Origin of the sequence: Pleomorphomonas sp. JP5, from assembly GCF_023721815.1 — a bacterium.
Classification (GTDB): Bacteria; Pseudomonadota; Alphaproteobacteria; order Rhizobiales; family Pleomorphomonadaceae; genus Pleomorphomonas.
The window spans coordinates 654,717-668,343 of sequence record NZ_JAMDLI010000007.1; the positions used below are offsets into that span (position 1 = coordinate 654,717).

Sequence of the window (13,627 nt, forward strand, 5' to 3'; positions counted from 1 at the left end):
TGCCGTTTGATCGCGCGGGATCAGGCGTAGGGCAGGAAGTTCTTCTTGATGATGATTTCATCCGGCTTCGAGAGCACCGTGGTGCCGCGAGCCTTGCGGATGAACTTGGTGGTCCGCTTGATCATGCCATGGCGCTTGCCGGCCTGAGCGGACTTGATGTGGCCACTGGCCGTCACCTTGAAGCGCTTCTTGGCGCCCGACTTCGTCTTCATCTTGGGCATTTTGCTCGTTTCCGAGTGTTTGGAGATCCCTTGCGGGCTCTCGCTGACCTTGTCTTTCCGGAAGACCCACGGCCATCGCGGAGATCCCGCAGCGGCCAAGACGGTCTGTCCAGGGTTGAGCTTCCACGGTCGCCACGGCATGCCCTTGGACACAGCATAGCCGTCTCCACGCCGGGCGACCTGAAGTGGCTGGGCTTCTAGACCAAAAGCCTGCCCGATGCAAGGCGGATTCGCCTTTTACGCAGTATAGGCGGCGCGGGGAAACTCGCGCCGCCGGCCCCTTGGAGTGACTTAAAACTAAAAGCCCCGGCACGGATGACCGGCCGGGGCTTTTCAAAAGGGATGTCGCTCTTAGCGCGGGGCGAGCAGCATGACCATCTGGCGGCCTTCGAGGCGCGGCTCGCTCTCGACCTTGGCAACGCTTACGGTCTCTTCCTTGACCTGCTGAAGCAGCTTGAAGCCGAGGTCCTGGTGGGCCATTTCACGGCCACGGAAACGCAACGTCACCTTGACCTTGTCGCCCTCTTCGAAGAAGCGCAGCATGCTCTTCATCTTCACGGTATAGTCGTTCGTGTCGATGTTGGGCCTGAGCTTGACTTCCTTGATCTCGACGATCTTCTGATTCTTACGGGCTTCCGACGCCTTCTTCTGGGCTTCGAACTTGTATTTGCCGAAATCCAGGATCTTGCAGACGGGAGGCGTCGAATTCGGGGAAATCTCGACGAGGTCGAGACCGGCCTCGACGGCGGCGGTCAAGGCATCGGCGATCGCGACAACGCCGAGGTTGTCACCGTCCTCGCCGATCAGCTGGACCTGAGGGACCCGGATTTCGCGATTGATGCGCGGACCTTCCTTGACGGGGGCGGTGGCTCGGAACGGGCGACGAATGGCTGTCAACTCCTCTGAAGTTCATGGAACCAGTCATCCTTCGGGATATGTCGACGCCCGACCATGTCAAGGACCTTGATCGTCGAACCGATCGCACCTTTGAAACAGGGGCGCCACCCACGGATGACCGGCTGTCCTCACGGCGACCCGCTTCTTGCTTCGAAACACGGACTCGCAAACTGGACAACGGCCTGAAAATCGTTGGAGAGTGCGAAAAAGTCAAGGTCGCACACGCCAATCGGCGGGGAAATGGGCTAAAGAAGCGGCATATTGTCTTGAACGGCGGCAAAGACAGGACGACAGACGCAAGGAGCGAAGAGAGATGGCGGACCGGCCGATCAGTGTCACCATGCCGGACGACGGCCGGATCATTCGCGGTCTTGTCAGTGAGGGCGCCGGGCCGACGATCGTTTGGCTTGGTGGTTTCCGGTCCGACATGACTGGCGCCAAGGCCGAGGCGATCGCGGCCTGGGGGAAGGACCACGGCCGCAAGGTGGTTCGCTTCGACTATTCGGGCCACGGCGGTTCGGATGGCGCCTTCGAGGACGGTCGTATCGGTCGTTGGTTCCAAGAAGCCAAGGCGGTGATCGCTGCCGAGGCAGGTCCGGAGTTCATTCTCGTCGGCTCGTCCATGGGGGGCTGGATGGCGCTGCTGCTCGCCCGGGAGCATCCCTCCGGACTGAAGGGTGTCGTCCTCGTCGCGCCGGCTCCCGATTTTACCGAGAAGCTGTTCTATCCGGCGTTGCCTCAAGAGGCGCGCGCGCGCATCGACTCTGGCGAAACCATCGAGATTCCAGGTGAGTACGGTAGCCCGGCTTATAGGCTCACCGCCGATTTCTTCCGAGATGGCGCCAAGCACAACCTTCTCGATGGGCCGCTTCGCCTCGGCGTGCCTGTCATCATCATCCAAGGTATGGCCGACACCTCGGTGCCGCACACCCACGCGCGACGCATCGTCGACCGGCTCGTCGATGACGATGTGGTTCTGACGCTGGTGAAAGATGGCGACCATCGACTGTCGCGACCGTCCGACATCGCGCTCCTCCTCGATGCCGTTGGCCGCGTCACCGAAGAGTGACGCGGAAATCCGCGCCAATACGCGTTTTTTCCAGCGTGATCCCGAGGGTTTTTTGCGACTAAAGGATTACCACGCGGCTCTCGCGTGATAGAAGGCCGCCATGGCAACGGTGTTCTCCCCTGAACCGCGAGGTCGAACATGTCGGACATGAAGCTCGTTGTGGTTGGCGCTGGCGGACGCATGGGGCGTACGTTGGTGCGTATCATCTCCGAGACGGCGGGTGTTGCGGTGCACGCGGCCATCGAGCGGGAGGGTAGTCCGCTGGTTGGCGAGGATGCCGGTACGCTGGCTGGCATCGGCGAGATTGGCGTTCCCATCACGACGGACGCGCTTGCCGCGGTGGTCGGAGCCGAAGGCATTATCGATTTCACGATCCCGGCCTCGACCATCGAGTTTGCCGAACTGGCCGCCCAGGCGCGCATCGTCCATATCATCGGCACCACCGGCTGCTCGGCCGATGACGAAGCGAAGATCGACGCCGCCGCCCGCCATGCGACGGTGGTCAAGTCCGGCAACATGAGCGTCGGCGTCAACCTGCTGGCCCTACTGGTCGAGCGGGCCGCCCGGACTCTCGGGCCGGACTTCGATATCGAGATCCTCGAGATGCATCATCGCCACAAGGTGGATGCTCCCTCTGGCACCGCTCTTCTGCTCGGCGAGGCGGCCGCTCGCGGCCGCGACATCAAGCTCGACGATTACGCCGTTCGCTCCCGCGATGGCTACACCGGTCCGCGTCCGCAAGGCGCCATCGGCTTTGCCACGCTACGCGGCGGTTCGGTCGTCGGAGAGCATACGGTCTATCTCGCCGGCGCCGGCGAGCGGTTGGAACTGAGGCACGTCGCCGAGGATCGGGCGCAGTTTGCCAAGGGGGCGGTTCGAGCCGCGCTCTGGGCACGTGGCCGAAAGCCGGGCCGCTACGACATGGCCGACGTGCTCGGCCTGAAGGATTGACCAATCCCGTCCTCGCGTCCTTGGGGAGGCGTGGCCGGCTGCAGAAAGATCCGGGACCGACGGTCGGTTCCGGCCACTAACGAAGCGATCAACTGGAGAAAAGCCCATGAGCCGCATTCTGGTCCTCGTCCGCCACGGCCAGTCCGAGTGGAACCTGCTCAACCTGTTCACCGGCTGGAAGGATCCCGACCTCACCGCCCAGGGCGTCAAGGAAGCGACCGCCGCCGGCACTCGCCTCAAGGCGCTCGGCTACAAGTATGACATCGCCTATACGTCGGCCCTGACGCGCGCCCAGCACACGCTGCGCCTGATCCTCGGTGAAGTCGGCCAGTCCGACCTCGAGACCATTCGCGATCAGGCTCTCAACGAGCGCGACTACGGTGAGCTGACCGGCCTCAACAAGGACGACGCTCGCAAGAAGTGGGGCGAGGAGCAGGTCCACATTTGGCGCCGTTCGTTCGACGTTCCGCCTCCGGGCGGCGAGAGCCTCAAGAACACCGCCGAGCGTACGCTGCCCTATTTCAACGCCGAGATCCTGCCGCGCGTGTTGAAGGGCGAGAACGTTCTGGTCGCCGCCCACGGCAACTCGCTGCGCTCGATCATCATGGACCTTGAGAAGCTCTCCGGCGACGAGATCGTCGCTCGCGAGCTGAACACCGGAGAGCCGATCGTCTACGAGCTCAACGAAGACGGCTCGATCAAGTCCAAGAAGGTGTTGGCGGCCTGATTGTCGCCCCTCTGAGAAAAACCAAGCGCCGCGATGGCTTCCATCGCGGCGCTTTCTGTTTCTGACGGACGGTGGGGCGCTCAGCCTCTCTCGACCTCGGCGCCGCCGAGCCGGCGGGCGAGGCCGGTTTCCCAGCCGAGAATGGCCTTCTTGCGTGTCAGGCCCCAGTGGTAGCCGCAGAGGTCGCCTTCGCGACCAAGCACGCGGTGGCAGGGGACGACGAAGGACAGGGGGTTTCGCCCGACGGCCGAGCCGACGGCGCGCGCCGCTTTTGGGTTGCCGATGTGCCGGGCGATGTCGGAATAGGTCGTCGCCTTGCCGAGCGGGATTCGCAGAAGCGTCTCCCACACGCGAACTTCGAAATCGGAGCCGATGAACACCAGCCGAATCGGCCGGTCCTGCGACCACACCGTCGGATCGAACACCTGCCGGGCGTAGGGCGCGGTCACCACCTCGTCCTGAACGTAGCTGGCGGCCGGCCAGCGGGCCGACATGTCGCGGAAGGCTTTCTGTTCCTCGCCGGGGTCGGCGAAGGCGATGCCGGCGAGCCCCCGGTCGGTGGCCATCACCAGCGCGGTACCGAAAGGCGAGGAGTGGAAGCCGTAGGCGATGGTAACGCCGGCTCCGCGTGCCTTGTAGGCTCCTGGGCTCATCGCCTCATGCGTGACGAAGAGGTCATGCAGTCGCCCCGGGCCGGACAGGCCGACCTCATAGGCGGTGTCGAGGATCGACGATGACTGGTCGAGCATCCGTCGCGCCTCGTCGAGCGTCAGCGCCTGGACGAAGGCCTTCGGCGTCAGGCCCGCCCAACGGGTGAACAGGCGATGCAGATGGCCGGCATCCGTGCCGACGGCAGCGGCGATCGTCTCAAGTTCCGGCTGGTCGCGCCAGCGCTCGGAAATGAAGCGAATGGTGTCGCGCACGAGAACATAATCGCTGTGCTCGCGATCAAGGGATACCTCGCCCGCCATGCGCAGCCCCTCGTGCAGCCAGCTCGCCGACATCGGCGGGCGAGTGAGGTTATCGGTCAGCGTAATGGCGTCCATCGCGTCCTCCATCAAGGGTGCGATGCAAAGTTAGGGAAGGCCGGGCGGTCCAACCACCCGATTTTCGCACACGAGAAGAAAAAGAGCAAAAAAGCGAGAATGGCCGCCGAAAAACGATGCTGCTGACGCCGTCTTGCAGCAAGTCCGGCTATAGAAGGCGGCATTCGTGCCTTGTCCGGAGTGTAGCCCGTGCCGAGAAAGCCTACCCTCGCGTCAAAGGAAACCGACAAGCCCATTCCGCCGACCCAGCCTATGAGCTCGGCGGAAATCGAGGAGCTGTTCGCCACCTTCCAGTCGGCCAATCCCGAACCGCGTGGCGAGCTCCATGCCGTCAATCCCTATACGCTCCTGGTCGCGGTGACGCTGTCCGCCCAGACCACCGATGCCGGCGTCAACAAGGCGACGCGTCCTCTGTTCGAGACGGTCGACACGCCCGCGAAGATGCTGGAGCTCGGCGAGGATCGTCTTCGGGAGGCCATCAAGACCATTGGTCTTTACCGCAACAAGGCGAAGAATGTCATTGCGTTGTCGGAGATTCTGGTGCGGGAGCATGGCGGCGAAGTACCGCGCGACCGCGCCGCGCTCGAGGCTCTGCCGGGCGTGGGGCGCAAGACGGCCAATGTCGTCCTCAACATTGCCTTCGGCGCGCCCACCATCGCCGTGGATACGCATGTCTTCCGCGTTTCGAATCGGCTGGGTCTTGCGCCGGGGCGGACGCCGATCGAGGTCGAGCTCGGCCTCGAGAAGGCCGTGCCGGAAGCCTATCTCCTGCACGCCCATCATTGGCTGATCCTGCATGGTCGCTACGTTTGCAAGGCCCGGCGACCCGAATGCGAACGATGCATTGTCGCCGATCTCTGTCGGAGCCCGGAGAAGCGCCTGCCGATGATGTGACCTCTCCGGACGTTCGAAATGCAAAGCCCCGCCGTTGCCGGCGGGGCTGAGTCTTGACCGATCCGAAAGTGGTCAGACGATGCGGGCGTATTCGTCGAATGCCAAGCGTGGCAGGCGCGGGAACAACGACGACTTGTCGCCATAGCCAAGATTGACGACCAGGAAGGTCTTGACGCGGCTGTTGGGGAAGAAGGCGGCGTCAATGGCGGCGGCGTCGAAGCCGGCCATCGGGCCGACGTCGAGACCCAGTGCCCGCGCGGCCGTGGTCAGGTAGCCGACCTGCAACGAGGCCGAGCGCAGCGCCGAGAACTGCAGTCGCTCGTCCGGCGAGCCGGCGTACCACGAGCGGGCATCGGCGTGAGGGAAGGTCTTGGGCAGGTTTTCGTAAAAGTCGAGATCGTAGCCAGCGATGACGGACACCGGCGCGGTCTTCGTCTTGGCTTGGTTGCCGGGCGCCATGGCGGCCAGCAACTTTTCCTTGGCCTCGGGCGACTTCACGAAGACGAAGCGGCCGGGCAGAGTGTTGGCCTCGGTGGGGCCGAGGCTTGTGAGTTCGGCCAGCGTCTTCAGCGTTTCGTCGGCAACCGGCTTGTCGAGGAAGCCGTTGTAGGAGCGGCCGTCACGGAAAAGACGATCGAGAGTGTCGTCGGCAAGGAGAGCGGACATTGGAAAACCTTTCGGGAGGGAGAAACGAAGTTGCTCCCGATTTAGGTTCGTCCAGTTGCCCTGAATAGTCAGCGATCGGCTGACTAATTGTTCGATAAGAGTGACCGATCGGGCGATTCCGCTGGTGACTGCATCGTGATCACGACCGGATCACGGCATCTTGATCATCTTTCGGATCGGATGCCCACTGAAATGAAGACGCCGCCGGCACTGCCGGCGGCGGTTGTATTCTGAAACACGTTGAGCGGTCAGGCGACGGCGCGAACCTCGCGCACATCCGGCAGGAAGTGACGCAGGAGGTTCTGAATGCCGTTCCTGAGCGTCGCCGTCGACGACGGGCAGCCGGCGCAGGCGCCACGCATGTTGAGATAGACGATACCGTCCTTGTAGGCGCGGAAGGTGATGTCGCCACCGTCCGCCGCCACGGCCGGCCGCACGCGCGTGTCGAGCAGCTCCTTGATCGACGAGACCGTCTCGGCGTCGGCCGGATCGAAATCCTCGGCGCCGGCCGTCGTCTCTGTGGTTGTCAGGATCGGCGCGCCCGACATGAAGTGTTCCATGATGACGCCGAGCACTGCCGGCTTCAGGTGCGCCCAGTCCTCATCGCGACTCGTCACCGTAATGAAGTCCGCGCCGAAGAAGACACCGGTCACGCCGGCGATTTCATAAAGGGCAGAGGCGAGCGGAGAGACCGCCGCCTCCTCCGGGGTCAGGAACTCTCGTGGGCTGCCTTCGAGGACGACCCGCCCGGGCAGGAACTTGAGCGTCGCCGGATTGGGTGTGGACTCGGTCTGAATGAACATCTTTTGGGGCTCCTCAGGCTCGCCTGATTGGAACAAATCTAAACTTGATCTTTAGAGGATAGTTCCGACTTTGCAAATGAACAATCGGTGAACCTGCGGACATAAAACGATCAGACAGGTCAGGCGACGGCGGCGATATCGTCATCGCTCATGTCTCCGGGCACAATGGTCACCGGAATGGGAAACGGTGGTCCCGAGCGAGCGCCGATCGAGGTGACCAGCGGTCCCGGCCCCTCGCTGCCGATCCCGGACGCCAGAACCAGGATTGCGATGTCGCGATCCTCTTCGATGAGGCGATGAATCGCCTCGGCCGCCAACCCCTCACGAATGACGAGCTCGGCCTCGATGTCGGCGGCGAAGGCGTGCACACGTTCGGCGGTGGCGGCAAGGCGCTGGCGTGCCTCGTCCATCGCCTCGGCCCGCATCATCTCCTCGACGCCGCGCCAGTGCTGGAAGTCGCCCGGCGGAATGACGTAGAGCAGCACGAGGCCCCCGGCCGTATGTCGTGCTCGTGTTGCCGCGTAGACGAGCGCCCGGTCGCACTCGGGCGTGTCGTCGATGACGCACAGGAACTTGCGGCGGTGGCCCTCTTCACGGGCAAGGCGGCGTGAAACCATGACGACAAATTAGCAGAAGGCCGGCGGCGGACAAGCCGCGCCGGCCTTCACGTTTTCGATCATTGTGCGCTTCAGCGCTTTTTACGGCTCTGGATGAAGCCGACGATGTCCCGCACGTCGTCCATCACCTTGCCGGCAATCGCCCCGGCTCGCTCGGAACCATCGGCGAGGACCGCATCGATGTGGTCGGGCTCGGCCATCAGCGCCTTCATCTTGTCGTTGATCGGCGACAGGACGGAAACGGCGAGATCGGCCAGCGCCGGCTTGAAGGCCGAGAACTGCGATCCGCCATGGTCCTTCAGCACCGCTTCCCTCGTCGTCCCGGCCAGTGCCGCGTAGATGGTGACGAGATTGTCGGCGTCCGGCCGTTCCTTGAGGCCTTCGACCTCCGACGGCAGCGGTTCCGGGTCGGTGCGGGCCTTGCGAATCTTCTGCGCAATGGCATCGCTGTCGTCGGTCAGGTTGATGCGGGAATAGTCCGACGGGTCGGATTTCGACATCTTCTTCGTGCCGTCGCGCAGCGACATGACGCGCGGCGCCGGCCCCTGCGTCAGGGGTTCGGGCAGCGGAAAATAGCCCTCTTCCGCGTTGTGGCCATTGGCGACGATCGAGGCCGAGAAGTCGTTGTTGAACTTCGTGGCGATGTCGCGCGTCAGCTCCAGATGCTGCTTCTGGTCTTCGCCGACCGGAACATGCGTCGCGCGATAGACGAGGATATCGGCCGCCATCAGGCTCGGATAGGCGAACAGCCCCGCCGACACGTTCTCGCGGTCCTTGCCGGCCTTCTCCTTGAACTGCGTCATGCGGTTGAGCCATCCCATGCGGGCAACGCAGTTGAACACCCAGGCGAGCTCGGCATGCTCGGGCACCTGGCTCTGATTGAAGACGATATGCGTCTTCGGATCGATGCCGGCGGCGAGGAAGGCGGCGGTCACCTCGCGGATCTGGCGGCGGAGCTCGAAGGGGTCCTGCCAGACGGTGATGGCATGCTCGTCGACGACGCAATAGATGCAGTCGTGGGTCGCTTGCATTTCAACGAAGCGTTTGACGGCGCCGAGATAGTTGCCGAGATGAAGATTTCCGGTCGGTTGCACGCCGGAGAAGACGAGAGGCTTGAAAGGCATCGGTTTGGACCCGAGGATAGAGTGATACGCGCGCCGGTGATGAGACCGGGCGGAGCGGACTTATGAACCCGCAAAGCGACGACCGCAAGGTGACAGAAGGCGCCGGACGGACAAATGCGGCGTCATGTCCGGATGCGGCCGGAAGCACCCTGAACGGCGATGCGCTCAGCCGGTCTTGCCGCGAGAGGTAATCGCCCTGGCGTAGCGGCGGACATCGACGGCGCCGGTCAGAACGGTCGCCAACCCGTAGACGACCATCCCGAAGAGGCAGAGGCCGAGAAGCCACAGGATCTGGATCAGCCCGCGACCGCTGTGGAGATGCGTGTCGACAAGGCCTTCGCCAAGAAGCAATGCCGCCCCCATCACCAGGCTGGCGGCGGCGAGTAGCGCGAGACGACGGAAGAGCAGGGCATCGGCCCGGAAGTGACCTCGCCGGTGGAGCTCGATGACCAGCATCAGCGCATTGACCCAGGCGGCGAGGGAGGTCGCCGCGGCAATCCCGACGTGGCCGATGAACGGGAACAGCGCCAGCGAGGCCGCCACATTGACCGCCACGGAAATCCCGCCCTGGATTGTCGGCGTGCGGGTGTCCTCGCGGGCGTAGAAGGACGGTTGGAACACCTTGATGGCGACGAAGGCCGGAAGGCCGGCGGCGAAGGCGATCAGCGCGTCGGCGGTCGCAACGGTATCGGCGGCGGTAAAGGCGCCGCGCTCGAACAGTACGCGCATGATGGAGTAGGGAATGGCGCAGAGCGCGACGGTGGCCGGCAACGTCAGCGCCATCGCGAACTCCAGCGCCCGGTTCTGGGTATGGAAGATGCTTTCGGCGTTTTCCGTTCGAACGCGGCGGGTGAGGTCCGGCAGGAGCACGACGCCGATGGCGACCCCGATCACCCCGAGCGGCAGTTGATAGATGCGGTCGGCGAAATAGAGCCAGGATACCGCGCTCGCCTGCATCGAGGCGATGATGGTGCCGACCACGATGTTGATCTGGGTGATGCCGCCGGAGATCACACCAGGAATTCCGAGCTTCACGAAGCGGCGGACATTGTCATTGTAGCGCGGACGCTTGAGCGACACCGGAAAGCCGATCCACCATAGCGAACCGCCGACAGCGATCAGTTGGGCGAAACCGGAGATGCAGACGGCCCAGGAGAGCGCGTAGGCGGCCTCCGGCGTGCCAGCCCAGTTCTCCCACCAGATGAGAACGAGGGCGGCGACCAGAACGACATTGAGCAGCGATGGTGCGAAAGCGGCGACCGCGAAGCGCCCGAAGGATTGCAACATGCCGGCCGCCATGGCAGTCAGCGACATGCAGGCAAGATAGGGGAACATGACCCGAGTCATGAACTCGGCGGCGGAGAACTTCTGTGGGTCATCGATGAAGCCCGGCGCCAGTATGCCGACGAGCCATGGCGCTCCGATTTCGGCCAGTGCCGTGACAACGACCAGGGCCAGCAGGAAGACGGCAAGGATGTCTTCGGCCAGCGCGCGCGCCGACGTTTTGCCACCCTCGGTGAGCGCACGGGCGAACAGCGGCACGAAGGCGGAGGAGAAGGCGCCTTCGGCGAACAGGCGGCGGAACAGATTGGGCAGGCGGAAGGCCACGAAGAAGGCGTCGGCGATCGGGCCAGAGCCCAGCATGTTCGCCATGAACACGTCGCGGACGAAGCCGAGCACCCGCGAGGACAGCGTGGCGCCGCCCACGGTCACGAAGTTTTTGACGAGACTCATGGCCGGTCGCCTTCCTCAGGCCGCCTTTTTGGGCGGATGCGGCTCGTCGCCGGTCACGGCTGCCAGGATACGCCGGCGAATCGCAGCCTGTTTGGCGCCGGACTGGATTTTCAGCTTGGTGAGGTCGGTGACGTAGAACACGTCGACCACCCGTTCGCCGAATGTGGCGATGTGCGCCGAGGCGATGTTGAGATTGAGGTCGCTCATAGCCGTCGTGACGTCGTAGAGAAGGCCCGGCCGGTCGAGGCAGGATACCTCGAGGACCGACAGGTGTTCCGAGAGCGCGTTGTCGAACTTGATTTCGGTCGGCACACGGAACGCCTTGGTCGTCTTGCGCTGCCCGACGCGGCGGGCAACGATCTCGGGCAGTCTTTCGCGCCCCTCGAGCGTTGCTTCGATCATCTTCAGCACGCGGTCGGCGCGGCGGAACTCGTCGGCGTCGTCGGGGAACTCGCGGTTGATCAGGATAGTATCGAGGGCGAGACCGTCGGTGGTGGTGTAGATCTGGGCATCGGCGATGTTGACGCCGGCCGCCGCGCAGGCGCCGGTGATGGTCGACAGAAGGCGCGGATGATCGGGCGCCACCACCACCAGCTCGGTGATCGCCTCGAACTTCTTGGTGGAATAGGCGGTGGCAAGCCGCCGACCGGTGCCCTCCATCGACTTCAGAAGGCGGGCATGCATCACCTTCTCTGGCAGATCGACGCGCAGCCAGTAGGGCGCGAAATGACGCCGGCCATAATCGGAAAGCTCCGCGTCGTTCCAGTCGGTCAGTTCGGCGGCAAGTTCCGCCTTGGCGGCGGCGACGCGCTGGTCGCGCGACAGTTTGGAATGGCCGCCGAGGAGATAGGGCTCTGTCTCGTAGTAGAGCGTCCTGAGAAGTTGCCCTTTCCAGCCGTTCCATACGCCCGGACCCACGGCCTTGATGTCGGCAATCGTCAGCATGAGCAGCATGCGAAGCCGCTCCACTGTTTGCACCACTGCCGCGAAGTCGCGAATGGTCTGGCGATCGGACAGGTCGCGCGACTGGGCGATGATAGACATCACCAGATGGTTTTCCACCAGCCAGGCGAGTTGGTCGGTCTCTGCCGGCGAGAAGCCGAAGCGCGGCCCGAGGCGGCGGGCGATCTTGGCGCCGGCGATCGAATGATCCTCGACCCGCCCCTTGGCGATATCGTGCAGGAACAGGGCGAGATAAAGCACGTTGCGGTTGGCGACGGCCGGAAACAGCTCCGTTGCGAGCGGATGGTCGCCCTGTTCTTCGCCGCGCTCGATCTGGGCAAGAAGGCCGATGGCCCGGAGCGTGTGCTCGTCCACGGTGTAGTGATGATACATGTTGAACTGCATCATCGCCACCACGCGGCCGAACTCGTTGATGAAGCGGCCGAGCACGCCGGTCTCGTTCATCGCCCTGAGCACAGCCTCGGCATGCCGCTTCGACGCCAGCACGTCGAGGAAGATGCGATTGGCCTCCTCATTCTCGCGCAAATCGCTATCGATGAGGCGCAACGAGCGGGTGATCAGCTTCAGCGCATCCGGGTGAAAGTCGAGATCCTTCCGGGCGGCTACCGCGAAGATGCGGAGAAGGTTGACCGGATCGCGCTCGAACACGCCGTTGTCGATCACCGACAGACGATCGTTGTCGATGATGAACTGGGGGGTGCCCGGCAGCGACTTCTTGCGTCGCCGGAAGGTGTGGCGCAGCACCCGATCGAGCATCGGCTTCGGCTTGGCGTGCATCTCCTCCAGGGCCGCGCAGAAGATGCGCGTGAGATCGCCGACATCCTTGGCCACAAGAAAGTAGTGCTTCATGAAGCGCTCGACCGGCTCGAGGCCGGGATGGAGCTGATACCCCAGAAGCTCGGCGATCTCTCGCTGGTTCTCGAAGCCGAGCCGGTCGTCTGCCCTGTTGGTGACGAAGTGAAGATTGCAGCGCACCGCCCAAAGGAACTCCTCGCACTTGTGGAAGCGATTGAGTTCCTTGCGCGAGAACACGCCGTGCTTGACGAGTTCGTCGGCCGTCGACGCGCGGTAGAAGTATTTGGCGATCCAGAACAGCGTATGGAGGTCGCGAAGGCCGCCCTTGCCGTCCTTGACGTTGGGCTCGACGAGATAGCGCGAGGTGCCGGCCCGCCGGTGCCGCTCGTCGCGCTCGGCCAGTTTGGCCTGAATGAACTCGGGCCCGCTCCCCTTGATCACCTCGTTGTCGAAGCGGGTGATCATCTCGGCATAGAGGTCCTTGTCGCCGAGAATCCAGCGCGCCTCGAGCAGCGCCGTGCGGATGGTCATGTCGGCGCGGCCGAGCTTGATGCAGTCTTCGACACGGCGGGTCGAGTGACCGACCTTGAAGCCGATGTCCCAGAGAAAATAGAGGATGTGTTCGAGAATCTTGTCGGCGAGAGGCTGCGACTTCGGCGGCAGCAGAAACAGAAGGTCGACATCCGACGAGGGCGCCAGCGTGGCGCGACCGTAGCCGCCGACGGCCACGATGACGATCTTCTCGTCACGCCCCCCAGGGAAAACGCGGGTCACCGTGTGCTCGTAGATCACGTTGATCAGCGAATCCACCAAGGCAGAAAGTCGACGGGCGCAGGCAACGCCATCGCGATCGCGGCTGAGAATGTCGCGGGCCGCCGCCCGTCCATCCTGATTGGCGCGCTTCAGCGCGGCGAGCAGCTCAGGGCGCGGATCGGTGCCGGCGTCTGCCGCCCGATCGGCGATGACGTCCATTTCCGCGCCGAGCGCCGTCTCGTCGATCAAGATGGCGGTTTCCGGAAGCTTGGTCATCGGCGGCAATCACCTTCAGACGAGGGGCGCGCGGCAGCTTGGTGTGAATACGCAGCCGGCAACAAGATCGAATAGTCGGCGGATACCGAAC

13 protein-coding genes are annotated in these 13,627 nt (G+C 63.7%); 4 read left to right on the forward strand and 9 right to left on the reverse strand.

The genetic code is table 11. From position 1 onward, the window contains the following. Positions 1 to 20: 20 nt before the first annotated feature. Positions 21 to 221, reverse strand: a complete 201-nt coding sequence (gene rpmI / locus M4J40_RS10035; protein ID WP_026789928.1) for a 50S ribosomal protein L35 — start codon at positions 219 to 221, stop codon at positions 21 to 23. A 351-nt stretch (positions 222 to 572) separates the two neighbouring features. Continuing rightward, the gene (infC, locus tag M4J40_RS10040) at positions 573 to 1,109 is read right to left on the reverse strand and encodes a translation initiation factor IF-3 (protein WP_251754267.1); all 537 of its coding nucleotides are present in this window, start codon (positions 1,107 to 1,109) and stop codon (positions 573 to 575) included. 322 nt (positions 1,110 to 1,431) lie between these two features. Between infC and M4J40_RS10045 the strand changes: the two genes are divergently transcribed. The 3 genes from M4J40_RS10045 (at position 1,432) to M4J40_RS10055 (ending at position 3,865) form a co-directional block, all read left to right on the forward strand. After that, entirely contained in the window at positions 1,432 to 2,187 is a 756-nt protein-coding gene (locus tag M4J40_RS10045; protein ID WP_251753943.1) for a carboxylesterase, read from the forward strand. A 138-nt stretch (positions 2,188 to 2,325) separates the two neighbouring features. Further along, entirely contained in the window at positions 2,326 to 3,138 is an 813-nt protein-coding gene (gene dapB / locus M4J40_RS10050; RefSeq protein WP_251753944.1) for a 4-hydroxy-tetrahydrodipicolinate reductase, read from the forward strand. 106 nt (positions 3,139 to 3,244) lie between these two features. Next, on the forward strand, positions 3,245 to 3,865 hold the full coding sequence (locus M4J40_RS10055; RefSeq protein WP_251753945.1) for a 2,3-bisphosphoglycerate-dependent phosphoglycerate mutase: 621 nt from the start codon (positions 3,245 to 3,247) through the stop codon (positions 3,863 to 3,865). 80 nt (positions 3,866 to 3,945) lie between these two features. On the opposite strand, the gene M4J40_RS10060 is transcribed toward M4J40_RS10055, so the two are convergent. Then, positions 3,946 to 4,836 (reverse strand): methylated-DNA--[protein]-cysteine S-methyltransferase, encoded by an 891-nt coding sequence (locus M4J40_RS10060; protein WP_251754268.1) that lies wholly within the window; start codon positions 4,834 to 4,836, stop codon positions 3,946 to 3,948. Positions 4,837 to 5,100: 264 nt separating this feature from the next. On the opposite strand from M4J40_RS10060, the gene nth reads away from it, so the two are divergent. Next, complete coding sequence (gene nth / locus M4J40_RS10065) at positions 5,101 to 5,805, forward strand: endonuclease III (protein ID WP_251753946.1); 705 nt, start codon at positions 5,101 to 5,103, stop codon at positions 5,803 to 5,805. Positions 5,806 to 5,877: 72 nt separating this feature from the next. On the opposite strand, the gene M4J40_RS10070 is transcribed toward nth, so the two are convergent. From M4J40_RS10070 to M4J40_RS10095, 6 genes are all read right to left on the reverse strand, one after another. Next, a complete protein-coding gene (locus M4J40_RS10070; RefSeq protein WP_251753947.1) occupies positions 5,878 to 6,471 on the reverse strand; it encodes a malonic semialdehyde reductase in 594 nt (197 codons plus the stop codon). A 248-nt stretch (positions 6,472 to 6,719) separates the two neighbouring features. Next, entirely contained in the window at positions 6,720 to 7,274 is a 555-nt protein-coding gene (locus M4J40_RS10075) for a NifU family protein (RefSeq protein ID WP_251753948.1), read from the reverse strand. Between the two features lie 119 nt (positions 7,275 to 7,393). Further along, positions 7,394 to 7,891: a universal stress protein gene (locus M4J40_RS10080; RefSeq protein WP_251753949.1), complete on the reverse strand. Its 498-nt coding sequence runs from the start codon at positions 7,889 to 7,891 to the stop codon at positions 7,394 to 7,396. Positions 7,892 to 7,962: 71 nt separating this feature from the next. Next, complete coding sequence (trpS, locus tag M4J40_RS10085) at positions 7,963 to 9,015, reverse strand: tryptophan--tRNA ligase (protein ID WP_251753950.1); 1,053 nt, start codon at positions 9,013 to 9,015, stop codon at positions 7,963 to 7,965. Positions 9,016 to 9,180: 165 nt separating this feature from the next. Next, the gene (gene murJ / locus M4J40_RS10090) at positions 9,181 to 10,749 is read right to left on the reverse strand and encodes a murein biosynthesis integral membrane protein MurJ (RefSeq protein WP_251753951.1); all 1,569 of its coding nucleotides are present in this window, start codon (positions 10,747 to 10,749) and stop codon (positions 9,181 to 9,183) included. Positions 10,750 to 10,764: 15 nt separating this feature from the next. Continuing rightward, positions 10,765 to 13,536: a [protein-PII] uridylyltransferase gene (locus M4J40_RS10095; protein ID WP_251753952.1), complete on the reverse strand. Its 2,772-nt coding sequence runs from the start codon at positions 13,534 to 13,536 to the stop codon at positions 10,765 to 10,767. Positions 13,537 to 13,627 lie beyond the last annotated feature (91 nt).

Bases quoted from the DNA above. Each gene is read 5' to 3' on its own strand.
- rpmI (WP_026789928.1), bottom strand. From the start codon at position 221: ATGCCCAAGATGAAGACGAAGTCGGGCGCCAAGAAGCGCTTCAAGGTG.
- M4J40_RS10045 (WP_251753943.1), top strand. From the start codon at position 1,432: ATGGCGGACCGGCCGATCAGTGTCACCATGCCGGACGACGGCCGGATC.
- dapB (WP_251753944.1), top strand. From the start codon at position 2,326: ATGTCGGACATGAAGCTCGTTGTGGTTGGCGCTGGCGGACGCATGGGG.
- M4J40_RS10055 (WP_251753945.1), top strand. From the start codon at position 3,245: ATGAGCCGCATTCTGGTCCTCGTCCGCCACGGCCAGTCCGAGTGGAAC.
- M4J40_RS10060 (WP_251754268.1), bottom strand. From the start codon at position 4,836: ATGGCGGGCGAGGTATCCCTTGATCGCGAGCACAGCGATTATGTTCTC.
- M4J40_RS10070 (WP_251753947.1), bottom strand. From the start codon at position 6,471: ATGTCCGCTCTCCTTGCCGACGACACTCTCGATCGTCTTTTCCGTGAC.
- M4J40_RS10075 (WP_251753948.1), bottom strand. From the start codon at position 7,274: ATGTTCATTCAGACCGAGTCCACACCCAATCCGGCGACGCTCAAGTTC.
- M4J40_RS10080 (WP_251753949.1), bottom strand. From the start codon at position 7,891: ATGGTTTCACGCCGCCTTGCCCGTGAAGAGGGCCACCGCCGCAAGTTC.
- trpS (WP_251753950.1), bottom strand. From the start codon at position 9,015: ATGCCTTTCAAGCCTCTCGTCTTCTCCGGCGTGCAACCGACCGGAAAT.
- murJ (WP_251753951.1), bottom strand. From the start codon at position 10,749: ATGAGTCTCGTCAAAAACTTCGTGACCGTGGGCGGCGCCACGCTGTCC.
- M4J40_RS10095 (WP_251753952.1), bottom strand. From the start codon at position 13,536: ATGACCAAGCTTCCGGAAACCGCCATCTTGATCGACGAGACGGCGCTC.